Genomic DNA, 21,889 nt, shown 5'->3' on the forward strand with positions numbered 1-21,889 from the left:
TAGTGGCGGGTCCATGCCACTCGTGACCGGGGAGGGAGGGAAGGGGAAGCGGGGAGGAAAGGGAGAGGGGAAGCGGCCGCGGCGACCGGGGAGCCGCCGCGGCCGGGTGGACCGGGCCGGGCGCGCTCAGAGGAAGGGCGTGAGCCAACGGCGGAGGGTCTCCTCGTAGCGCTCCGGGTCGGTGTTCCAGAGTGCGGCGTGGTCACCGCCGGGAAAGGCCTGGAGGTTGACCACGTCCGGGCGCCTCCCGGCGAGGCGCTCGGCCGCGCGGAACGGGGCCACCGGGTCGTCCGGGCCGTGCAGCACCAGGGTGGGGACCCGCAGGTCGGTGCCGTCGGCGAGGCGCGCGAAGTCGGCCAGATCCAGGCCGGTGCGTCCCTCGGCGGCGAGCGCGCCCAGTTCGGCGGCCACGCCCCGGTAGCCGGCCCGGGCCGCACCGCGCCGCGCGCCGGCCGGCCAGTCCAGCACCGGCGAGTCCAGGATCAGGCTGCTGATCGAGCCTGCCCAGCCGGAGCGGGCGGCGGCCTGCAGGGCCGTGGTGGCGCCGAGCGACCAGCCGTAGAGGACGACCTTGCCGGCGCCGCTGTCCAGCGCGCGCCGGATCGCCGCCTCGACGTCGCGCCACTCGGTCTCGCCGAAGTGGCCGAGGCCGTCCGGGGAGGCCGGCGCACCCGCGTCGCCCCGGTAGCTGACGGCGAGCACCGGCAGGGCCAGCCGCCGGAGCAGCGGGAGCACCGGGAGAGCCTGGGAGCGGTCGGCGCCGGGGCCGTGCACCAGGATCACCCAGGTGCCCCGCGCGCCGTCCAGCCGCCAGGCGGGCAGCGCACCCAGCTCGCCCTCGACGGCGGTCTCGGTGAACGGGATCCCGAGCGCGGTCGTCGGGTCCCCGAGATGGACCCGGGGGGTGAAGCGGACCTCGGTACCGGGCGTGAGGGTGCCCCGGTCCGCCCGGAGCAGGCGGCGGGTGACGCCCTTCCCGTCGCTGTGCAGGACCTCGCCGACGACCGCGTGCCCGTCCTCTCCCCACTCCACGGCCCAGCGGCCGGGGCGTTCGCTCTCCGGGCCGCGGGTGAAGCCGACCCGCCCCGCGCCGAGGGTCAGGACCTGCACCGGGCCGGACCTCGCCCGGGCCGCGACGGCCGGGTGGACCATCCGCTCGGACGCCCGCCGGCCGATCACCAGCACGGCCGCCCCCGTACCGACGGCGGCGGCGGCCACGGTGGCCGCGATTCCCCAACGCATACTCGCTCCCCGCAGTTAAGTCCCGGTGCCGGAGGGTGTTCTGGCCCCAGTCCACTAGCGGCGGCGGCCGGTGGCCAGTAGGACACGGCCGTCCGTGTCAGATCGGGAGCAACGTCACACCGGGGCGCGAGCCTCCGGGGCGGGCCCGTGCGGGGCCGGGGCGGGGGCCGCGCGAGGACCGGCGGTGTGACCGAACGCTCCGTGACCTCGGTTGACTCCCGGTTCGGGGGCGTGATGGGATCCTTCAGCCATACGGAGGCAAGCAGAGGAAGCCGGTGCGAGTCCGGCGCGGTCCCGCCACTGTCACCGGGGAGCACGTCCGGACAATGCCACGGCGAGCCGTCAGAAGCCGCTGGAAGGCCCGGGCGTGCGTCCGACCCGGAAGCCAGGAGACTCTCGCCCCCGGTACGTCGATCCAGGGCGCGGACCCTGAGTGAGGACACCCACGCGATGCAGCCTGCCCCGGCCGCGACGACCCGCCACCGCACCCCGCCGTGCGTCCGCTGACCCGCGCCGCCGCGTTCGCCGCGGGCGCAGTCGCCGGATACCTCGCCGACACCCGGCTCGGCGATCCTCGCCGCGGCCACCCGGTCGCCGTCTTCGGCACCGCCGCGAACCGGCTGGAACGGCGGATCTGGCGCGACGACCGCGCCACCGGCACCGCCTACACCGCGCTCTGCGTGGGCACCGTCGCGGCCGGCGCCGTGGCCGCCGACCGGCTGCTCGGCCGCCGGCCGCTCGGGCGGGCCGCCCTGGCCGCCGCCGCGACCTGGACCGTGCTCGGCGGCACCTCGCTGACCCGGGAGGCCCGGACCATCGGCCGCTCGCTCGCCGCGGGCGACCTGACGGCGGCCCGGGAGCGGCTGCCGCACCTGTGCGGCCGCGACCCGAGCACCCTGGACGAGGCCCAGCTGGCCCGCGCGGTGGTCGAGTCGGTCGCCGAGAACACCGCCGACGCCGTGGTCAACGCGCTGGTCTGGGGCGGGCTCGCGGGCACACCGGGCCTGCTGGCGTTCCGCGCCGTCAACACCCTGGACGCGATGGTCGGCCACCGCTCGCCCCGGTACGCCCGGTTCGGCTGGGCCTCCGCGCGGCTGGACGACGTGGCCGGCTGGCCGGGCGCCCGGCTGACCGCGCTGCTGACCGTCGCCGCCGCGCCCGAACCGCGCACCGCCTGGCGGGTCTGGCGGCGGGACGGCTCCGCACACCCCAGCCCGAACGCGGGCCAGGCCGAATCGGCCTTCGCCGGTGCGGTCGGCGTCCGCCTGGGCGGGACGCTCCGGTACGGCGACCGCGTCGAGCACCGGCCGGTGCTCGGCGAGGGGCTCCGGCCGGTCGGGGTGGACGACATCGAGCGGGCCTGCGTGCTCTCCCGACGGGTGGGCGCGCTGGCGCTGGGTACGACGGTCGCCGGGCATCTGCTGCTCCGGGCGGCCCTGAGCAGGAGAAGGGGTGGGGCATGAGCAACGCACTGCTGGTCGCCGGGACGACCTCGGACGCCGGGAAGAGCGTGGTCACCGCCGGCATCTGCCGCTGGCTGGCCCGTCAGGGCGTCCGCGTCGCGCCGTTCAAGGCGCAGAACATGTCGCTGAACTCCTTCGTCACCGCGGACGGCGCCGAGATCGGCCGCGCGCAGGCGATGCAGGCGCAGGCCGCCCGGGTGGAGCCCGAGGCGGCCATGAACCCGGTGCTGCTCAAGCCCGGCGCGAACGGCCGCAGCCAGGTCGTGCTGCTCGGCCGGGCGGTCGCCGAGGTCGGCGCGCTGGACTACCGCGACCGCAAGCCGGTGCTGCTGGAGCGGGCCCTGGAGTGCCTCGCGGACCTGCGCCGCCGGTACGACGTGGTGATCTGCGAGGGCGCCGGCTCGCCCGCCGAGATCAACCTGCGGGACCGGGACATCGCCAACATGGGCCTGGCCACCGCCGCCGGGCTGCCGGTCGTCGTGGTCGGGGACATCGACCGGGGCGGGGTGTTCGCGGCGATGTACGGGACGCTGGCGCTGCTCTCGGCCGAGGACCAGCGGCACGTGGCCGGCTGGTTCGTCAACAAGTTCCGCGGCGACGCGCGGCTGCTCGCCCCCGGGCTGGAGATGCTCCGCGAGCTGACCGGCCGCCCGGTGCTGGGCACCCTGCCGATGCTGCCCGACCTCTGGCTGGACGCCGAGGACTCGCTCGACCTGTCCACCGTGGTCGACCGCACGGCCGGCCGCGGGCCGCTCGGCGCGGACGTGCTGCGGGTGACCGTGGTGCGCTTCCCCCGGCTGTCGAACTTCACCGACCTGGACGCGCTGGCCCAGGAGCCCGGGGTGCTGGTCCGCTGGGCCACCCGGCCCGAGGAGCTGGCCGACGCCGACCTCGTCGTGCTCCCCGGCACCCGGGCCACCGTCGCGGACCTCGCCTGGCTGCGCGAGCGCGGCCTGGAGACGGCGCTGAAGGCGCGGGCGGCGCAGGGCCGTCCCGTCCTCGGCGTCTGCGGCGGCTACCAGATGCTGGCGCGGACCGTCGTGGACGAGGTCGAGTCGAAGGCCGGCACCGTGGAGGGGCTCGGCCTGCTGCCGACGCACGTCCGGTTCGGCGTCGAGAAGGTGCTGGGCCGGCCGGTCGGCGAGGCGTACGGGCAGCGGGTCGAGGGCTACGAGATCCACCACGGCGTGGTCACCGTCGAGGGCGGCACCCCCTTCCTGGACGGCTGCCGGGTGGGCTCCGTCTGGGGGACGACCTGGCACGGCGCGCTGGAGAACGACGGTTTCCGGCGCGAACTGCTGCGCGACGTCGCCGCATCGGCCGGCCGGGCGTTCGTCCCCGCGCCGGACACCTCGTTCGCGGCGGCGCGCGAGGCCCGGCTGGACCGACTGGGGGAGCTGATCGAGGAACACGCGGACACCGACGCACTGTGGAAGCTGATCGAAGGCGGGGTGCCGGCGGCCGGATCGCTGCCGTTCCTGCCGCCCGGGGCCCCTTGGGGAGAATCGTGAGCGAGAATCATGAGTGACGTCCGCTACCCGTTCACCGCGATCGTCGGCATGGCCGACCTACGGCTCGGGCTGCTGCTCAACGCGGTCTCGCCGGCGGTCGGCGGGGTGCTCGTCCGCGGCGAGAAGGGCACCGCCAAGTCGACCATGGTGCGCGCGCTGGCCGGCCTGCTGCCGTCCATCGCCACCGTCGACGGCTGCCGCTTCGCCTGCGACCCGGCCGCGCCCGACCCGCAGTGCCCGGACGGCGCGCACGCCGGCGCCGGGGCGTCCTCGCGACCGGCCCGGCTGGTCGAGCTGCCGGTCGGCGTCTCCGAGGACCGGATCGTCGGCTCGCTGGACCTGGAGCGGGCGCTCGCCGAGGGCGTCAAGGCGTACGAGCCGGGCCTGCTGGCGCAGGCGCACCGCGGCGTGCTCTACATCGACGAGGTCAACCTGCTCCAGGACCACGTGGTGGACCTGCTGCTGGACGCCGCCGCGATGGGCCGCTCGTACGTCGAGCGCGAGGGCGTCTCGGTGCGGCACGCGGCCCGGTTCCTGCTGGTCGGCACGATGAACCCGGAGGAGGGCGAGCTGCGGCCGCAGCTGCTCGACCGGTTCGGCCTGACCGTCGAGATCGCCGCCACCCGGGAGCCGGTGGAGCGGGCCGAGGTCGTGCGCCGCCGCCTCGCCTACGACGCCGACCCGGCGGGCTTCGCCGACCGGTTCGAGGAGGACGAGCGGGCGCTCGCCCTGCGGATCACCACCGCCCGGGAGCTGCTGCCGAAGGTGGAGCTGACCGACGCGGCACTCCGCCGGATCACCGCCGTCTGCGCCGCGTTCGAGGTGGACGGGCTGCGCGCGGACATCGTGATGGCGCGCACCGCCGTCGCGCTGGCCGCCTGGTCCGGGCGCACCGAGGTGCTGGAGGAGGACGTCCGCAAGGCCGCACAGCTGGCGCTGCCGCACCGGCGCCGGCGCAACCCCTTCGACGCGCCCGGGCTGGACGAGGAGCTGCTGGACCGGACGCTGGAGGAGCAGGCCCGGCAGGAGCAGGAGGAGGCCCGCGAGGAGCAGGCCCGGCAGGACGAGGAGGAGGCCCTCGCGGAGGGGCGGGCCGAGGCCCGGGAGTCGGACGAGGACCCCGACCCGGACCCCGGGGACGGCCCGGACGGCCCCGAGGGCGACGGACCCGGCCCCGACGGCGGTGGCGGCGCCCCCGAGCCGACCGGCCCGGACGGCCCGCCCGCCGGCGCCGACGCCACCTCCCCCGACGAGGACCCGGCACTCCCGCAGCCCGTCCCGGCCCAGCACCCCTCCCCCGCCCGGGAGTCGGCGCCCGTCGCGGCCGGCGACCCGTACCGGACCCGGCTGTTCGCCGTCGACGGCACCGGGCGCGGCGCACAGGGCCGCCGCTCCCCCGCCGAGACCGACGGCGGCCACACCATCAGGTCCCGCCGCCCGCAGGGCCGGCTGGCCCGGCTGCACCTGAGCGCCACCCTGCGGGCCGCCGCACCGCACCAGGTGGCGCGCGGCCGGGCGTCCCGCGCCCTGGTGCTGCACAAGGACGACTTCCGCGAACAGGTCCGCCAGGGACGGGAGTCCAACCTGGTGCTGTTCGTGGTCGACGCCTCCGGCTCGATGGCGGCCCGGCAGCGGATGACCGCCGTCAAGGGCGCGGTGCTGTCCCTGCTGATGGACGCCTACCAGCGCCGGGACAAGATCGGCATGATCACCTTCCGGGGCGGGTCCGCCGAACTGGCGCTGCCGCCCACCTCCTCGGTCGAGGTCGGCGCGGCCCGGCTGGAGACCCTGCCCACCGGCGGCCGGACCCCCCTGGCCGCCGGGCTGCTCCGCGCCCACGAGGTGCTGCGGGTCGAGCGGCTGCGCGACCCCGACCGCCGCCCGCTGCTGGTCGTGGTCACCGACGGCCGGGCCACCGGCGCCCGCGACGCCGTCGCGCAGTCGCACCGGGCGGCCAGGCTGCTGGCCGGGCAGGGCGTGGCGAGCGTGGTGCTGGACTGCGAGTCCGGACCGGTCCGGCTCGGCCTGGCCCGCACGCTGGCCGCACGGCTCCGCGCCACCGCCGTGACCCTGGACGAGCTGCGGGCCGAGGGCGTGGCCTCCCTCGTCCGCGACAACCGCCCCACCACCACTACGCGAAAGGCGGCCTGAGCCGACATGCCCAAGGGTGTTCCCGAGAGTGTCCCCGACGACGGCCTGACGACCCGCCAGCGCCGTACGATGCCGATCACCGCCGTCCACACCGGCCCCGGCAAGGGCAAGTCCACCGCGGCCTTCGGCATGGCGCTGCGCGCCTGGAACCAGGGCTGGTCGGTCGGGGTGTTCCAGTTCGTGAAGTCCGCCAAGTGGAAGGTCGGCGAGGAGAACGCGTTGCGCGTGCTCGGCGCCTCCGGCGAGGGCGGCACGGTCGACTGGCACAAGATGGGCTCCGGCTGGTCCTGGATCCAGCGCTCCTCCGAGATGGAGATGGACAGCGAGGCGGCGGCCAAGGAGGGCTGGGAGCAGGTCAAGCGCGACCTCGCCGCCGAGACCTACCGCTTCTACGTGCTGGACGAGTTCACCTACCCGATGCACTGGGGCTGGGTGGACCCGGAGGAGGTGGTGGCCGTCCTGAAGGACCGCCCGGGCAGCCAGCACGTCGTCGTCACCGGCCGGTACGCGCCCGAGGCGCTCACCGGCTTCGCCGACCTGGTCACCGAGATGACCAAGGTCAAGCACCCCATGGACGCCGGCCGCAAGGGCCAGCGCGGTATCGAGTGGTAGACCGGAAACCCTGAACGTGAACATCCCCCGTCTCGTCGTCGCGGCACCGTCCTCCGGCGCCGGCAAGACCACCGTCGCCACCGGCCTGATCGCGGCACTCGCCGCGCGCGGGCTGGCCGTCTCCCCCCACAAGGTCGGCCCGGACTACATCGACCCGGGCTACCACGGGCTGGCGGCCGGGCGGCCGGGCCGCAACCTGGACGCGTTCATGTGCGGGCCGGAACGGATCGCGCCGCTCTTCCTGCACGGCGCGGCCGGTGCGGACGTGGCGGTGGTCGAGGGCGTGATGGGCCTGTACGACGGCGCCTCGGGGCGCGGCGAGCTGGCGTCCACCGCGCACGTCGCCAAGCTGCTGCGGGCACCGGTGGTGCTGGTGGTGGACGCCTCGTCGCAGTCCCGGTCGGTGGCCGCGCTGGTGCACGGCTTCGCGTCCTGGGACCCGGAGGTCCGACTGGCCGGGGTGATCCTCAACCGGGTCGCCTCCGACCGGCACGAGCAGCTGCTGCGCGAGGCCCTGGAGGAGGGCTCGGGCGTGCCGGTGCTGGGCTCGGTCCGGCGCTCGGCGGCGGTCGCCACGCCGTCCCGCCACCTCGGCCTGATCCCGGCCGTGGAGCGCTCGGCGGAGGCACTCCGGGCGGTCGCCGACATGGGCGAGCTGGTCGCCGCCTCGGTGGACCTGGACGCGGTGCTGGCGCTGGCGCGGACCGCGCCGCCGCTGGACGCCGAGCCGTGGGACCCCGCCGCGGAGATGGCCGAGCTCGTGGCGGCGGGCTTTCCGGTGGCCGGGGCGCCGCGGGCGGGGGCGCCGCGGATCGGGGCGCCGCGGATCGCGGTGGCCGGCGGCGCCGCGTTCTCCTTCTCGTACGCGGAGAACACCGAGCTGCTCACCGCCGCCGGCGCCGAGGTGGTCCCGTTCGACCCGCTGCACGCCGACGGGCTGCCGGAGGGCACGGCGGGCCTGGTGATCGGCGGCGGGTTCCCCGAACTGTACGTCCGGGAACTCAGCGCGAACGGGCAACTCCGTTCCGCGATCGCCGCGTTCGCCGCCTCGGGCGGGCCGGTCGCCGCCGAGTGCGCCGGACTGCTCTACCTCGGCCGCGAGTTGGACGGCCTGCCGATGTGCGGCGTGCTGGACACCTCGGCCCGGATGACCGAGCGGCTGACCCTCGGGTACCGGGAGGCGGTGGCGCTGCACGACTCGCCGCTCGCACCGACCGGCACCCGGGTGCGCGGGCACGAGTTCCACCGGACCGTCTGCGAGCCGGGGGCCGGCGAACGGGCCGCCTGGGGCTGGCGGTTGCCGACCGGCCCGCGCACGGAGGGGTTCGCGGCCAGAAACGTTCACGCTTCGTATCTGCATCTGCACTGGGCGGGATCTCCGCAGCTCGCCGCCTCGTTCGCGGCCGCCGCGGCGGCCCACCGGGCGAACTGAGGGGAACCGACCCCCCTTCGGCCCTGGTGCTTTCACCGCCCGGGGCGTCAAAATAGGGACTGATAACCGCATATCGCCCCATTCGCGACCGGTACCGGCCAGACCCGACCCACTCGGCGAGCCGACCGATTGCCGGCGACCGCCCACTCGGCGGGGCGCCGAACACGCCCCCGCGGGGTGAACAGGCTCTAAGGAGCCGTCACTATGCGTCACACCTTAACCCCGCTGCATCACCGCCCCCACCATTCCCTCGACGACCACCGCCCCTGCCCGGTGCCGATGTCACCCGACGCCCTCGCCGCCCTCCGTGCCCACTACCGGGAGCTGATCAGGACCCGCCGGCTGCCGCAGGACATCACCTTCGAGCAGTACTACTACGTCTGGCGCTCCCAGCGCCGCGGCGAGAACCTCATCGGCCTCGACGACGGGGCCGTCCGCCCCGGTCCCAGCACCGGGGCCCAGTTGATCACCCGTCCGTCCAGGAAGCTCAAGGGCGAGATCCGCACCCTCGTCCTCCTGGTCGACTTCCCCGACCGGCCGCACGACCCCGCCCACACCGTCGAACACTTCGAGCAGCTGCTCTTCGGCCCGGGCACCTTCGCCACCGGCTCGATGCGCGACTACTACCGGCGGATCAGCGGCTTCGACCCCGCCCGCCCGACCGCGCACGGCATCGACGTCCAGGGCGAGGTGCACGGCTGGTTCCGCCTGCCGCACCCGCTCTCCTTCTACGCCGACAACCGGTCCGGCATGGGCGACCCGCCCGCCAACGCCCAGGGCATGGCCGCGGACACCCTCGACATCGCGCTCCGGGAGGGCATCGACTTCACCGGCGGCTTCGACGCCCTCGACGAGGGCCTCGTCACCGCGCTGTTCATCGTCCACGCGGGCCGCGGGGCCGAGGAGCTCCGGGAGTCCGACCAGCCGGGCAACCTGTGGAGCCTCAAGTGGAACCCGCCCGGCGAGAACGGGGTGAAGGTCGCACCGAACCTGCGGGTGCAGACGTTCCTGACCGTCCCCGAGGACTGCAAGGTCGGCGTCTGCGCCCACGAATGGGGCCACCTGGCCGCCCGCTGGGCCGACTTCTACGACACCGGACGCGTCACCACCACCGTCTCCAACGGTCTCGGGAACTACTGCCTGATGGCGGGCGGCTCCTGGGGCAACAAGGGCACCACCCCGGTCTACCCGAACAGCATGCTCCGGATGTTCCACGGCTGGGCCACCCCGCAGGAGATCGACGGCACCACCGCGGGCATCTCCCTGCGGCCCGTCGCCGAAGGCGGCGACTCGCTGTTCGTCCGCAACCCGAACCCGGGGCGGATGCGGGAGAGCCAGTACATCGTCGTCGAGTACCGCCGCCAGAGCGGCCAGGACGGGTTCCTGCCCGACGAGGGCATCGCGGCCTACGTCGTCGACGAGGCCATCGACAACGTCAACGACGAGCGCCGGCTCGCCATCGAGCTCCTCCAGGCCGACGGCCGGCGTGACCTGGCGAAGATCTTCGGCGCGGACGAACGCGGCGACGCGGACGACCTCTACCCGTCGCTCGACAACTCCAGCATCGGGGAGAACACCAAGCCGCCGCTGGACCTGCCCGACGGGACCTGGAGCGGCGTCACCCTCGCCGTCTCCGGCACACCCGGGGCGGACCGGATGGAGGTGGACGTCACCGTCGAGTGAGGCCGTGGCCGCGCGCCTCCGCGCGCACCCGTCCGCAGGACGTTCAGGAGGACCGTTCAGGAGGACCACTGCCGCACCAAGTGATCGCCGCCCCCGCCCGACGCGCCGCCCGTGCGGCTCCGACGGTGGCTCCGGCGGAGCCGCGCCCGGCGCGAGAGGTGAGGCCGGACCGGGCAGCGGCGGCGACCACGGCCGGGGTCCGGCGCACACGGCCGGCCGGACCCCGGCCCGGGGACCGCGCGTCCGGGCCGGGCGACGGGCGACGGGCGACGGGTCACCGGCCCGCGGTCGCGGGTCCCTGCCGAACGGGACCGCCGGGGGCTGTTGTTGACTGGGTGCCGGAATCCCCACCGACCTCCGCTCGGAGAGGCACCCGATGGCCAAGCTGCACACCTACACCGCCGAGATCACCTGGACCGGCAACCAGGGCACCGGCACCAGCGACTACCGCTCCTACCGCCGGGACCACGAGGTCGCGGCGGACGGGCGCCCGCCCATCCCCGGCTCCTCCGACCCCGCCTTCCGGGGCGACCCGACCCGGTGGAACCCCGAGCAGCTGCTCCTCGCCTCGATCTCCCAGTGCCACCTGCTCTGGTACCTGCACCTGTGCGCGGTGAACGGCGTCGTGGTCACCGCGTACACCGACCGCCCGACCGGCACGATGGCCGAGACCGCCGAAGGAGGCCACTTCACCGAGGCGGTGCTGCACCCCCGGGTCGAGGTCGCCGAGAAGGGGATGACGGAGAAGGCACTCGCCCTGCACGCCGACGCGCACCGGGCCTGTTACATCGCCAACTCGGTGAACTTCCCGGTCCGGCACGAGCCGGCGGTGACGGTGGCGCAGCCCGCCTGAGGGACCGGGCGGCGGCGCGGTCAGGCCGGAAGCCCGTACCGCACCCCGGTCAGTTCCTCCGACAGCGCCCAGAGGCGGCGGCCGGTCCCGGGATCGGCCGCCGCCGGGGCCAACGGGACGCGGACCGGGGCGCCGCGCAGCTCGCCGCGCCCGTCCGGGCCGAGGAACTCACCACCCCGCACGTCCGGGGCGGTCGCCGCGTACAGCTGCGGCAGTGCGCCGTCGGCCGCCGTCTGGGCGAGCGGCCGGAGGATCCGGCCGAAGAGCAGCCGGACGAGGCCGGTCGGCGCGCCGGTCTGGAGACCGGTGGCGGCGTAGCCGGGGTGGGCCAGCAGGCTGCGGACCGGGCTGCCTGCGGCGACCAGCCTCCGGTGCAGTTCCCAGGCGTGCACCGCGTTGGCGAACTTCGACTGGTCGTAGAACGCCATCGGCGCGTAGGCGCGGGCACCGTCGAGGTCGTCGAAGCGGATGCGCCCCTTGCGGTGGTTGACCGAGCTGACGGTGACCACGCGGGGGTCGGGCGCTGCCGCCAGCGCGCCGAGCAGCAGCCCGGTGAGCGCGAAGTGGCCGAGGTGGTTGGCGGCGAACTGCAGCTCGTGGCCCTGGGCACTGAGCGTCCGGGGCGGGGCCATCACGCCCGCGTTGTTGACGAGCACGTCCAGCCTCGGACGGTCGGCGCGCAGCCCCCGGGCGAAGGCCCGGACGGCGTCGAGGTCGGCCAGGTCGAGGCGGCGGACTTCGAGCCGGGCCTCCAGTGCCCGGGTGTCGGTGACGTCCCAGGCCGTGTCGGGGGTGTCCGCGCTCTCGGCGAGCAGGCCGGCGACGACCGCGTCCGCCGCCCTGCGTCCCTTCTCCTCGTCCCGCACGGCGAGGACGACGTGCCCTCCCCTGCGGACCAGTGCCCTGGTGGTCGCCAGCCCGAGACCGCCGTTGGCTCCGGTGACCACGAAGACCCGGCCGGTCTGGTCCGGGATGTCCACGGCGCCCCACCGCCCTTGCTGCTGCTGCGGCCTCGGCCGCTCCGACACCGACTCCGGACGTCCTTCCGGTTCCCCTGTCATGGGACACATGCTGGCTTCGGTGTCACCGAGTGTCAAGACGCGCCCTGGTGTCATTACGTCACTTGGTAACGGATCGCGCCTTGGTGACGCCGGTGACATGCCGTACCATCACGGCATGACCTCCCGCCCCGCCGTCAGCCTGGCCCAGCGCAAGCGGCAGCTCGTCGTGGACGAGCTCACCGAGGCCGCGTTCCAGCTGCTGACGGCCCGGGGGTTCGACGCCGTCACCGTGGACGACATCGCGACCGACGCCGGCGTGTCCAAGCGGACGTTCTTCCGGTACTTCGCGTCCAAGGAGGACGTGGTCGTCCGGTTCCTGGCCGATCTGGGCACCGGCATCCGCGAGGGCCTGGCGGCCCGACCGGCCGACGAGCGCCCCTCGGCGGCGCTGCGCGCGGCGGTCGGCGCCCCGCTCGCCCACTGCGGCGACCGCGGGGACCGGGCGCTGCGGGTCGTCCAGCTGATCCTGCGCACGCCGGCCCTGCTCGCCCGGCTCCTGGAACACCAGGACCACTGGCGCGACGAGTTGACGGAGGAGCTGGCGGCACGGCTCGGACTCGACGCCCGCACCGACCTCTACCCGCGCCTCGCCGCGGGGATGGCGCTCACCGCCTTCGGCGCGGTACTGGAGCGCTGGAGCGAGAGCGACGGCACCGCGGATCCGACCGCCCTGACCGACCGGGCCTTCGCCGTCCTCGCACCGTCACTCGACGCACCGTCACTCGACACGGTCTGACGCCCCGCCTCCGCCGCTCCCCCGGCCCCGCAAGAGCCCGTGCCCGCCCCGTGGGTGACGGGGCGGGCACGGGTCGCCGGCGGCTCAGGCCTGGCGGCGCAGGCGGCGGGCGAGGAGCAGCGCACCGGCGCCGAGCGCGGCGAGCGCCGTGGCGGCGGCAGCCGGGACCAGGGTGGACCCGGAGCCGGTGGCGGCGAGTTCACCGTCGACCGGCGCGGTCGGGGCGGCGGTCCCCGGCGCGGCGGCAGCCGCGGTGGGGGACGCGGAGGCGGTCGGCGCCGGGCTCTTCACCGAGACGTCCATGCCCGGGGCTTCCTTGCCCGGGGCCGGGGTGACGGGCTTGGCGGGCGCCGCCTTGGTCGGAGCCGGGGTGGCCGACTTGGCAGGCGCCTTGGTCGGGGACTTGGTCGGGGACTTGGTCGGCGCCGGGGTGGAGGTGCCCGCGCCGGAGGTGCCCGTGCCCGGGGCGACGACCTTGACGGTGGCCGCCTTGCCGCACCGGGCGGTTCCGCGGAACGGGGAGCCCGCATTGACGAAGAGGCACGGGTTGAGCGTCGCGCCCCCCGGCGGCGTGCTCCTGTCGTACGAGACGCGCACCTTGGTCACCGTGGTCTTCCCGGCGCCGACGGTGGCATCGCGACCCTGGAGGTAGACGCCGGGCGGGTCCCCCGGGAGTCCGCCGGACACCTTCGTCGGCGTGGTCCACGTCCCGTCCGCCCTGCGCACCTGCACGGTGGCGTGGTCACCGACGAAGAGCGCGCTGCCGAGACCGACGTAGGAGGACGGCGTGGAGTTGGACAGGACAGCGTCGAACTCGATCGGCGCGCCGCCGGCCACCGCCGTGGCGGGCACGTGGGCCAGCGAAGAGGTGGGGGTGGCGACCTTGATCGTGCTGAAGTTCTCGGCCAGCAGGACCCCCGACTGCCCCCAGCCCACGGCGGAGCGCAGCTTGAGGGACTGGAAGCCGGCGTTGCTCCCGCCGTCGTTCGGCCGGTCCACGGGGGCGCCGATGCGCAGGTCGACCTTGACCGTCTTGCCGACGGCCACGGTGATGCCGCTGACCGTTCCGTCGTAGGAGGTGCCGTTCTCCCCGTGGTGGTACGCCATCTCGACCGGCTTCCACGCACCGCTCGCCGGGTCCTTGTAGTCGATCGTGAGGGAGTGCTGCGGCGCGCCCACCGCAGCGGTCACCAGCAGGTTGAGCTTGAAGTTGGTGGCCCTCTCGCCGGTGTTGGTGACGCTCTCGGTGAACCTCACCGGCTGCCCGCCGAATCCGATGACGGCCGGCGCCTGGACGGACAGCTTCGCGCCCTTGACGTAGTCGGGGCTGTCGGCGAAGGCGGCCTGCGCAGGAAGCATGAGCGAGCCGGCCAGGGCGGCGACCGCCGCGGCGACGGCGAGGGTACGGCGTGAGCGTCGGGCCGGGATGGTGCTGGACATGGTTCCCCCCTGGAACACGTGGTCTGCGGGCATGCCGAGGACAGCGTCGGCGCCGCAGCGACTGGATGCGTTGAGTGGCTCGACCGGCTCACGCAGACTGATTCGCCCACGAGCGGCCCTCACCCCGCCTAACGGGGGAGTGGCCCTTCCGGCCTCACATCACCTAAGACGTGTGGGGCGCGAAGTGGTTGCAGTGGGTGCGAAGAATTCTTCCGAGCCCTGCCGGAGCCCCTCCCGGAGCTGTCCCGAGCCCCTCCCGAGCCTCACCGCGCCGGGCTCCCCCCGGCTCCGCCCGGCTCCCCCTGGCTCCGCCGGCTCAGTGGCGGGGGGAGCCGAGCGCGGGGCCGTAGAGGTCGGTGCCGCTCTCCATGACGGATCAGCTAGCGGGTACCGGTGCGGCCGAGCCGGAAGGCGCACTCCAGCGAGCCTCCGGGGCCGCCCCGTCGGGGTGATGGTGGCCGCCGACCCGGCGGGTTCAGGCCCCCTGCCGCTGCCCTGCCGACCCGGGCTCGGGCTCCCCGTCCCGGTCGGGTGCGGTCGCCGGCGGCAGGACCAGGGTCGCCACCGCCCCGCCGTCGGGGTGGTTGGCGAACGTCAGCTCCGCGCCGATCACGCGGGCGTGGCCCCGGGCGATCGTCAGGCCGAGACCGTGCCCCTTCCCCCGCTCGCGCACGCTGGTGCGGAAGCGCTGCGGCCCGTCCCTGAGCAGTTCGTCCGGGAAGCCCGGTCCGTGGTCCCGAACGGTGATCCGCGAACCGTCGACGTGCAGCCGGACCGTGCCGCCGCCGTGCCGGTCGGCGTTCACCAGCAGGTTGCCCAGGATGCGGTCCAGCCGGCGCAGGTCGGTGCGCACCGACGCGCCGGCCGCCGTGTCCGTCAACTCGACCGCCACGTCCAGGCCCGTGAGCGTGACGGTGCGGCGCACCGCCCGTTCCAGCGGCACGGCCGACAGGTCCGGCGTCTCGGCGTCCGCGTCCAGCCGGGACACCTCCAGCAGGTCCTCCACCAGCGAGCGCAGTGCCTGGACCCGGTTCCGGACGAGCTGGGTGGGGCGGCCGGGCGGCAGCAGTTCGGCCGCGGTGACCAGCCCGGTCAGCGGGGTCCGCAGCTCGTGGGCGACGTCTGCGGTGAACCGCTGCTCGTCCTCCAGCCGGCGGTGCAGGGCCCGCGACATCAGGTCGACGGCCGCCGCCAGGTCGGCGACCTCGTCGCGTCCGTCGACCAGCTCCCCGATCCGGGTGTCCGTGCGCCCGGCGGCGATGCCCCGGGCAGCGGTCGCCGCCGTCCGCAGCCGCCGGCTGATCCGGTCCGCGACCAGCACCCCGACCAGCACCGTCGTGAAGACCGAGGCGACGACGGTGATCAGGATGATCCGGTCCAGGTCGGCGATCGCCCGCCGGTCCTGCGTGAAGTCGACCCGGACGGAGAGCACCCCGCCGTGGACGACTCCCGCCGCCCACATCGACTCGCCGCCCTGCGGTCCGGCCGCCAGCTGCGAGCCGTGCCGGCCGGCCGCCGCGAGGGCGCGCAGCCGGTCCGGCGTCGCCGGGTCGTCCAGCGCGGTGCCGCCGCCGACCGGCTCGCCGCGCTTGTAGGACGCGAGGGCCGAGTCGAGCGCGGTGAGCGCCGAACGGCGGGCCTGGTCGACGTGCTGACGGACCATCGCCTGGTGGACCAGCAGTCCGACCGCCACCGCGACCAGGACGGAGATGGCGGCGACGGCGGTCGCGATCTGTCGGCGCAGCGTCATTCGGGACGCCGGAACTTGTAGCCGAAGCCGCGGACCGTCTCGATCCGCCCGCCGCCGATCTTGGCGCGCAGCCGCTGCACGTGGACGTCGACGACGCGGGTGTCGGCGCCCCACTCGTAGTCCCACACCCGCTCCAGCAGGCTCGACCGCTCCAGCACGATGCCGGGCGCGGCGGTGAACTCCAGCAGCAGCCGCAGTTCGGTCGGGGTCAGCGGGACCAGCCGGCCGTTGACCCGGACCTCCATGGAGTCGGTGTCCACCTCCATGCCGTCGAAGCTGCGGACGGCAGCCCTCGGCGCCGGGGCGGCGGCTGCGGCGGCCGGCGCGGCGGCGGGTGCTGCCGGTGCGGCGGGTGCGGCTACGGACGCGTCGGGGCCGGTGACGGGCGCGGCGGGGGCCGCCGGGGCCTCCGTGGCCGGGACGACCCGGATCCGGCGCAGCACGGTACGGATCCGCGCCACCAGCACGGCGCTCTCGAACGGCTTGACCACGTAGTCGTCCGCACCCGCCTCCAGGCCGGACACCACGTCCACCGGGTCGGTGCGCGCCGACATCATCAGGATCGGCAGCTGGCTCTCCTCCCGGATCCGCCGGCAGAGGCCGACGCCGTCGAGCAGCGGCAGCATCACGTCCAGCAGCAGCAGGTCGGGGCGGACGGCGTGGAACACCTCCAGCCCCTCCAGGCCGTCCGCGGCCGTGGAGACGGGGAAGCCGTAGCGTTCCAGGGCCATCCGGGTCGCCTCCCGGATCACCTCGTCGTCCTCGACGATCAGGATGTGCGGGTGGGTGGGCGCTGCGCGGTTCAAGGCTTGGCCTCCGGGGGAGCCGCGGGGGTCGTCGGACGGACGGGCTGGGCGGGTACCGGCACGGGCGGAGTGGCACCGGCACGCGGGGAGGCCGGCGCCGCACCGGAATCCGCCGTGGGCCGCGCGGTCGGGGTGAGCGCGGAGGGGGCCGGCCCCGGGGCGGAGGGCGTCACGGGAGGTTTGACGACCGGTCCCACCGTCGGTTGCACCTGCCGCTCCGGGGTGGGCTGCCTGGACGGCGTGGGCACGGGACCGAGGTCCTGGCTCGTCTGCTCCACCAGGACGAGGCGCACGCCGTCCCAGCGGTAGTGACTGGTGGTCCGGACCCACACGCTGGTCGACTCGTGCAGCCGCAGGTCCGTACCGACGGTCTCCGCGCTGAACCTCGCCAGCGCCTGCACCCGCAGGACGGGCACGAGGCCCTCGCCGGTCAGGGTGTAGACGTGCAGGACCACCGGCCCGGCGGTGCCCGCCGTGCCGACGGCGAGGATCAGCTCGGGGCGTCCGTCACCGGTGAGGTCGCGGTACTCGGGGCTGCGGAGCTCGCAGGCCGGACAGGCGCTGAGGGCCCGCTGCTCGTCCTGGCTCACCCCGGGGTCCTTCGCGAGCAGGCCGTGGACATCGACGGACATGATGTCCCGCCCGGCGGCGGTGACGTCCGGGACGGGCTGGGGCGGCGGCTCCGGGGCCTGGCCCGTGCCGGCCGCGGGCGCGGTCGGCGGCGGCACCGTGGCCAGACCGGGCCAGAGCGGCTGCGGCACCGGGGGCGGCGTCACCGGCTGGGCCGCGCCGTGGTCGCGCAGGCCGCCGGGGGCGGCGCAGCCGACCGGCAGGGTGAGCGCGAGGACGGCGAGGAGGGCGGCCAGGGCGGCCCGTGGTGCGGCGCCGAACCGGCTGCGGCGAGGTGGAGGCGGTGCTGCCACGGTCGGTTCTCTTCTCCTGGTCTGGCCCGGTCCGGCGCGGTCCGGTCCGGCGCGGTCTGCGGCGATGCGCCGGTTCGTCCCCGGTGGCAGGTCGCCGGTGGTAGGTCGCCGGGGCGGCGGTCGGCGGTTCCGCCCGGCGGCGTGCGGGCCGCCGGGCGGGGTGCGACGGCAACGGCCGCCGCCGGCACGCGGGCCGTCGAAGCGCGGCGGCCCGCGTGCCGGTCCGTCGTGGTGATCATTGTCCCGGTGCGCCGGACGGCGCCGTCAGCCGGCCGGACCCGCCGGGTCGGCCAGGTCCGCCACGACGATGATGTTGTCCGTCCAGTGGCCGTCCGCGCCGATCCGGCCGCCGCAGGTGATCAGTCGCAGCTCGGGTGCTGCCGTGTCGCCGTAGACCGCCTCGGTCGGGAACCGGTCCTTGGCCGCCTGGAGCAGCGAACGGACCCGGAAGTCCACCGTGCTGCCGTCCTCCCGCCGCACCTGGATCAGGTCTCCGGGCCGCAGCTTCGGCAGTTTGTGGAAGACCGCCGGGCCGTTCGCGGTGTCGTAGTGCCCGATCAGGACGGCGGGTCCGTTCTCCCCCGGCGTCGGGCCGTTGCGGTACCAGCCGGCCTCGTCGGCCCGCGCCACGGTCGGCACCTCGACCGTCCCGTCCGCGTTCAGGCCGAGGCCGGGCACCGGGGCGTCGACGCCCGCCGCCGGGACGAGGAGGCGGGTCGGCGCGGACGCGGCGAAGGGCTTCCGGGGTGCGGCGGACGTGGGGGCGCCCGGGGCGGCGGTCGGGGAGGTGGCCGGCGAGGTGGCCGCCGCCCCGGTGGCGGTCCCGGTTCCGGCGCTCCCGGCGGTGGCCGCCGGGCCGGTGGCCTCGCGGGCCGAGGTCTCCACCCGCACCACCGGGGTGCGGGTGCTGTTGAACGCCATCGAGGTACCGAGGACCACGCAGATCAGGCCCGCCGCACCGAAGGCGGTGCGGCGCAGCCCTGCCGCACCGGGTCCGTCGGAACGGGGGCGCCGGTGCCCCCCGTTGCTCCGGCCGCGGCCGCCGTCGCGGGTGGCGGCCGGACCGGCGGCCCGGCCGGCATGCCGGCCGCCGCCGGCCGCTTCGTCGACCCCGGGCCCGCCGCTCGGCGACGGGACGCCCTGAGGGCCCGGGGCCGTTGTCAGCCGCGCGCACCGGAACGGCGGCGCAGGAGGGCGAAGCCCAGTGCGGCGGCGCCGACGGCCGCGACGGTGCCGCCGCCGGCCAGCATGAGGCCGGAGGAGCCGGTCGAGCCGGATCCGTCACCGGCCTGGGCGGCGCCCTTGGGCACCTCACGGACCTGCGGCGGGCCGCCGACCGCCCCGGTCGTGGGCGGGTGGGTCGGGGTGACCCGGGGGACGGCCGGACCGTCGGAGCCGGCCTTCGCCGAGGGGACCGCGGTGGGCGTGGTACCCGGGGCCGGAGCCCCCGGGGGGACGACGGTGGGCGTGACCGGGGCGTGCGGGGCCGCCGGGGCGGCTGCGGTGGGCGTGGCCGGGGCGGGCGCGGGGGAACCGTCGGCCCACGCCTGCCCGCCGGTGAAGGTGGTCAGGAGGGCGGCCCCGGTCAGGGCGCAGACGGCGAGCACGCGGCGGGCGGGGGCACGACGGGTACGGCTGGTCATACGGTTCGCTCCTTCATCGGGACGCTGGTTCCGGCCGGTGCGGCCGGTGCGTCGTGAGTGACGTTAGGAGCGCCGTGTCGCGGTCCCCGGCCGGTCGTGTCACGGCCGCCCATCGTCTGTGTAACGGCCCTCGGGCGCCGGTCGGGTGACGGGATCCGGGCCCGGTGCGGCACGCCAGGACGGGCCCCGGAGGGGTGGATCCCGGAGGTCCTAGGTCGCGCGGTCCACCAAGATCGCAACCAGAGGCGGAAGCCGGGGCCCGGCCCGGTCCGTACCGTGGCCGTATGACCGTTGATCTGGAGAAGTACTTCGCACGTATCGGATGGGACGGCGAGCGGGCGCCCACCCTCGTGACCCTCCGGTCCCTGCACCACGCGCACGTCCTCGGCATCCCGTTCGAGAACATCGACGTGGTCGTCGGCTCGGTCCCCTCGCTGGACCTCGCCGACCTCCAGGCCAAACTCGTCGAAGGCTCCCGCGGCGGCTACTGCTTCGAGCACAACACCCTGTTCGCCGCCGTGCTGGAACAGGTGGGCTTCGAGGTCACCCGGTTGACCGGCCGGGTCCGGCTCGGCGCCCGCCCCGGCGAGGTCCGCCCCCGGACCCACATGGTGCTGGCGGTCCGGGTGCCGGGCGAGGGCGGCCGACACCTGGTCGACGTCGGATTCGGCTCCGCCCGTTCCCTGTTGGAGCCGCTGCCGATGATTCCCGGCCTGGTCCGGGAGGGGCTGGGGCGGTTCAACCGCCTGGTCGTCGAGGAGGAGGACGGCCCCGCACCGGTCTGGGTCCTCCAGGCCAGGACACGCACGGCGGCCGACGCGGCGGACAGGTGGGAGGAGTTGGTCTCCTTCACCCTCGACCACGCTCCCGCCACCGACATCGGGGTCGCCAACTGGCACGTGGCGACCCACCCGCGCTCGCCGTTCCGCCGCCTGTTCGTCCAGCGCACCCACGCCACGGGCCACCTGAGCCTCGACGCGACCACCCTCACCCGCACACGGCCCGACGGGACGACCACCGTGGAGAAGGTCGACGGACCCGACGGGATCAGGGAGTTGCTGGCGTCCGAGTTCGGTATCGCCGCACCGTCCGACATCCGCCCCCAGCGCTGAGAGGGCCGCCACCGGCCGCAGGACCGGCATGAGAAGTCGGCCGGTCCGACTTCTCATGCGGGGTGGGCGGTGCGAAATCCGGTGGGCTTGAGGGGCCGGACCTGCCACGATCGCCGGATGGGTGCGTTGGATGCAGTGGCCGGCCGGGTGGCCGGTGGAGCAACCGTCTCGTTCCGTCCGAGCGGATCATCGATGGTCCCGCTGATCCGCAGTCGGAGAAGGTCCGCACGGCCGGCTCCCCCGGCGGCCCCTGACCCCGGCCGGGCCTCCGCCCGGACCTCCCCGTCGGCCCACCGGCAGCCGAACCGCCTTTCACCGGAGCGACGTTGAACTGCTGAACCGGGGTGAGATGCTCGTTCCGGCAGTGGCGCCGACGGAACGGGGGAACACGTGGGGATCGCCGAACACCCGGGGGCGCGTGAGGAGCGGGCGTGGCGGCACGCCGACCGCGCGCGCCGCTGGAGCCTGTACGCGCTGGGGCTCCCGGCGGCGGCCGGGTGGCTGTGGGCGCTCGGCCTCGCCTTCCTGCCCGCCTCGATGGACCACCGCACCGGGTCGATGCACTGCGGTTCGCCCGTGTTCTTCGACGCCGCCGCCCGTCACTACCGGGACGACGACTGCGTCCCCCTGGTGGACCGGCGCATCCACCAGGCGGTCGGGGTGGCGCTGGTGACGCTGCCGGTCTTCGGCGCCTGGCGCGCCGTCGGCCACCGGGCCCGGCGGATCGCGGCGGAGGGGGCCGGGCGGCGGCGCTGAGTCACCGCCCACCATCGCGGTAACTTTGGTTTACGATTCCGGGGTTCGTAAACTATGGTTACCGCATGGCGATACCCGAGATCACCCCGGAAGAGCAGGCGGAACTCGACAAGGCCCTCTACGAGGCGCTGAATCCCCTGGCCACGGCCATCCGTTCCCGGGAGAGCGGCCTCCCCCCGGAACGCATGTGGGCCTCGGAGCCCGTGGAGATCACGCTCTCCGTCCTCGCCGCGTGGAAGGTGGTGGACGCCGAGGTCAAGCGCCTGACCGCCCACGCGGCGGCCACCGCCGGTTCCTACGGTGCGAGTTACGAGCAGCTGGGCGCCGTGTGGGGCATCACCCGGCAGGGCGCCCGCAAGAAGTGGCCCGAGGCCGTCAGTCGCCCGGAGACCCCGAAGGCGGAGCCCCGAGCACTCGAACTCTTCGGTGGAACAGCCCGGTTGACACCGCTCCCGGACGGCGGCTGGCGGTGGACCGGAACGGGTGCGGACGGCACGCCGGGCACCGCCGGCGACGGCGCCCGGTACGCGACCACCGAGGAAGCCGCGGCCCACGCGGGAGCCTTCCTCAAGGACCACGCCCTCGGCACCACCGACCGACCCTGACCCTGAAAGCCGTCGCCCCCCACCCGCCCCACCCGGAGCCGCCGGCCCGCCCCCCCGGGGAAACTCTCTTCACCAACCCCCCGGCGCAGGCGACGCGCCGACTGATTGGC

At 75.4% G+C, this 21,889-nt stretch carries 19 protein-coding genes and 1 riboswitch; of the genes, 11 read left to right on the forward strand and 8 right to left on the reverse strand.

Going from position 1 to position 21,889, the window contains the following annotated elements; all coding sequences use genetic code 11:
• Nucleotides 1-126: 126 nt before the first annotated feature.
• Nucleotides 127-1,242: an alpha/beta hydrolase gene (locus tag ACFWOG_RS02290; protein ID WP_329949568.1), complete on the reverse strand. Its 1,116-nt coding sequence runs from the start codon at nt 1,240-1,242 to the stop codon at nt 127-129.
• Nucleotides 1,243-1,506: 264 nt separating this feature from the next.
• Nucleotides 1,507-1,638: riboswitch (cobalamin riboswitch) on the forward strand.
• 98 nt (nt 1,639-1,736) lie between these two features.
• Here ACFWOG_RS02290 and ACFWOG_RS02295 point away from each other — a divergent pair.
• The 7 genes from ACFWOG_RS02295 to ACFWOG_RS02325 all read left to right on the forward strand — a co-directional run bounded on the left by ACFWOG_RS02295 (nt 1,737) and on the right by ACFWOG_RS02325 (nt 10,947).
• A complete protein-coding gene (locus tag ACFWOG_RS02295) occupies nt 1,737-2,705 on the forward strand; it encodes a cobalamin biosynthesis protein (protein ID WP_329883396.1) in 969 nt (322 codons plus the stop codon).
• Nucleotides 2,702-4,216 (forward strand): cobyric acid synthase, encoded by a 1,515-nt coding sequence (locus ACFWOG_RS02300; protein WP_380353884.1) that lies wholly within the window; start codon nt 2,702-2,704, stop codon nt 4,214-4,216. The genes ACFWOG_RS02295 and ACFWOG_RS02300 overlap by 4 nt, the downstream gene beginning before the upstream one ends.
• 9 nt (nt 4,217-4,225) lie before the next feature.
• Nucleotides 4,226-6,367, forward strand: coding sequence for a putative cobaltochelatase (locus ACFWOG_RS02305; RefSeq protein ID WP_380353887.1), 2,142 nt, complete (start codon nt 4,226-4,228; stop codon nt 6,365-6,367).
• A gap of 6 nt (nt 6,368-6,373) precedes the next feature.
• A complete protein-coding gene (gene cobO / locus ACFWOG_RS02310) occupies nt 6,374-6,979 on the forward strand; it encodes a cob(I)yrinic acid a,c-diamide adenosyltransferase (protein WP_329883393.1) in 606 nt (201 codons plus the stop codon).
• Between the two features lie 16 nt (nt 6,980-6,995).
• Nucleotides 6,996-8,411, forward strand: coding sequence for a cobyrinate a,c-diamide synthase (locus tag ACFWOG_RS02315; protein ID WP_380353891.1), 1,416 nt, complete (start codon nt 6,996-6,998; stop codon nt 8,409-8,411).
• Between the two features lie 204 nt (nt 8,412-8,615).
• Complete coding sequence (locus tag ACFWOG_RS02320) at nt 8,616-10,094, forward strand: M6 family metalloprotease domain-containing protein (RefSeq protein WP_380353894.1); 1,479 nt, start codon at nt 8,616-8,618, stop codon at nt 10,092-10,094.
• A 376-nt stretch (nt 10,095-10,470) separates the two neighbouring features.
• Entirely contained in the window at nt 10,471-10,947 is a 477-nt protein-coding gene (locus tag ACFWOG_RS02325) for an OsmC family protein (protein ID WP_329883390.1), read from the forward strand.
• 20 nt (nt 10,948-10,967) lie between these two features.
• Here the strand turns inward: ACFWOG_RS02325 and ACFWOG_RS02330 are convergent, their stop codons facing one another.
• A complete protein-coding gene (locus tag ACFWOG_RS02330; RefSeq protein WP_380353897.1) occupies nt 10,968-12,008 on the reverse strand; it encodes an oxidoreductase in 1,041 nt (346 codons plus the stop codon).
• Nucleotides 12,009-12,123: 115 nt separating this feature from the next.
• Here ACFWOG_RS02330 and ACFWOG_RS02335 point away from each other — a divergent pair, with 115 nt between their 5' ends.
• A complete protein-coding gene (locus ACFWOG_RS02335) occupies nt 12,124-12,744 on the forward strand; it encodes a TetR family transcriptional regulator (protein ID WP_380353899.1) in 621 nt (206 codons plus the stop codon).
• A gap of 84 nt (nt 12,745-12,828) precedes the next feature.
• Here the strand turns inward: ACFWOG_RS02335 and ACFWOG_RS02340 are convergent, their stop codons facing one another.
• The 6 genes from ACFWOG_RS02340 to ACFWOG_RS02365 form a co-directional block, all read right to left on the reverse strand.
• Nucleotides 12,829-14,184 (reverse strand): hypothetical protein, encoded by a 1,356-nt coding sequence (locus ACFWOG_RS02340; RefSeq protein WP_380353901.1) that lies wholly within the window; start codon nt 14,182-14,184, stop codon nt 12,829-12,831.
• Nucleotides 14,185-14,659: 475 nt separating this feature from the next.
• Nucleotides 14,660-15,934 (reverse strand): sensor histidine kinase, encoded by a 1,275-nt coding sequence (locus ACFWOG_RS02345; protein ID WP_380353903.1) that lies wholly within the window; start codon nt 15,932-15,934, stop codon nt 14,660-14,662.
• Nucleotides 15,931-16,665 carry a response regulator gene (locus tag ACFWOG_RS02350; RefSeq protein WP_380353918.1) on the reverse strand — a complete coding sequence of 245 codons (735 nt, stop codon included), beginning with the start codon at nt 16,663-16,665 and terminating at the stop codon, nt 15,931-15,933. Before ACFWOG_RS02350 ends, ACFWOG_RS02345 begins: the two co-directional genes overlap by 4 nt.
• A gap of 71 nt (nt 16,666-16,736) precedes the next feature.
• A complete protein-coding gene (locus tag ACFWOG_RS02355; RefSeq protein ID WP_329949560.1) occupies nt 16,737-17,663 on the reverse strand; it encodes a hypothetical protein in 927 nt (308 codons plus the stop codon).
• A 264-nt stretch (nt 17,664-17,927) separates the two neighbouring features.
• The gene (locus ACFWOG_RS02360) at nt 17,928-18,584 is read right to left on the reverse strand and encodes a class F sortase (protein WP_380353906.1); all 657 of its coding nucleotides are present in this window, start codon (nt 18,582-18,584) and stop codon (nt 17,928-17,930) included.
• Nucleotides 18,585-18,823: 239 nt separating this feature from the next.
• The gene (locus ACFWOG_RS02365; RefSeq protein ID WP_329947590.1) at nt 18,824-19,306 is read right to left on the reverse strand and encodes a hypothetical protein; all 483 of its coding nucleotides are present in this window, start codon (nt 19,304-19,306) and stop codon (nt 18,824-18,826) included.
• A gap of 284 nt (nt 19,307-19,590) precedes the next feature.
• On the opposite strand from ACFWOG_RS02365, the gene ACFWOG_RS02370 reads away from it, so the two are divergent.
• The 3 genes from ACFWOG_RS02370 to ACFWOG_RS02380 all read left to right on the forward strand — a co-directional run bounded on the left by ACFWOG_RS02370 (nt 19,591) and on the right by ACFWOG_RS02380 (nt 21,779).
• Complete coding sequence (locus tag ACFWOG_RS02370) at nt 19,591-20,418, forward strand: arylamine N-acetyltransferase (RefSeq protein ID WP_380353910.1); 828 nt, start codon at nt 19,591-19,593, stop codon at nt 20,416-20,418.
• 390 nt (nt 20,419-20,808) lie between these two features.
• A complete protein-coding gene (locus tag ACFWOG_RS02375) occupies nt 20,809-21,174 on the forward strand; it encodes a hypothetical protein (protein WP_380353913.1) in 366 nt (121 codons plus the stop codon).
• Between the two features lie 65 nt (nt 21,175-21,239).
• Entirely contained in the window at nt 21,240-21,779 is a 540-nt protein-coding gene (locus ACFWOG_RS02380) for a hypothetical protein (protein ID WP_380353915.1), read from the forward strand.
• The last annotated feature ends 110 nt before the right edge of the window (nt 21,780-21,889 follow it).

The sequence above is a fragment of the Kitasatospora sp. NPDC058406 genome, from assembly GCF_042722765.1.
GTDB lineage: Bacteria > Actinomycetota > Actinomycetes > Streptomycetales > Streptomycetaceae > Kitasatospora.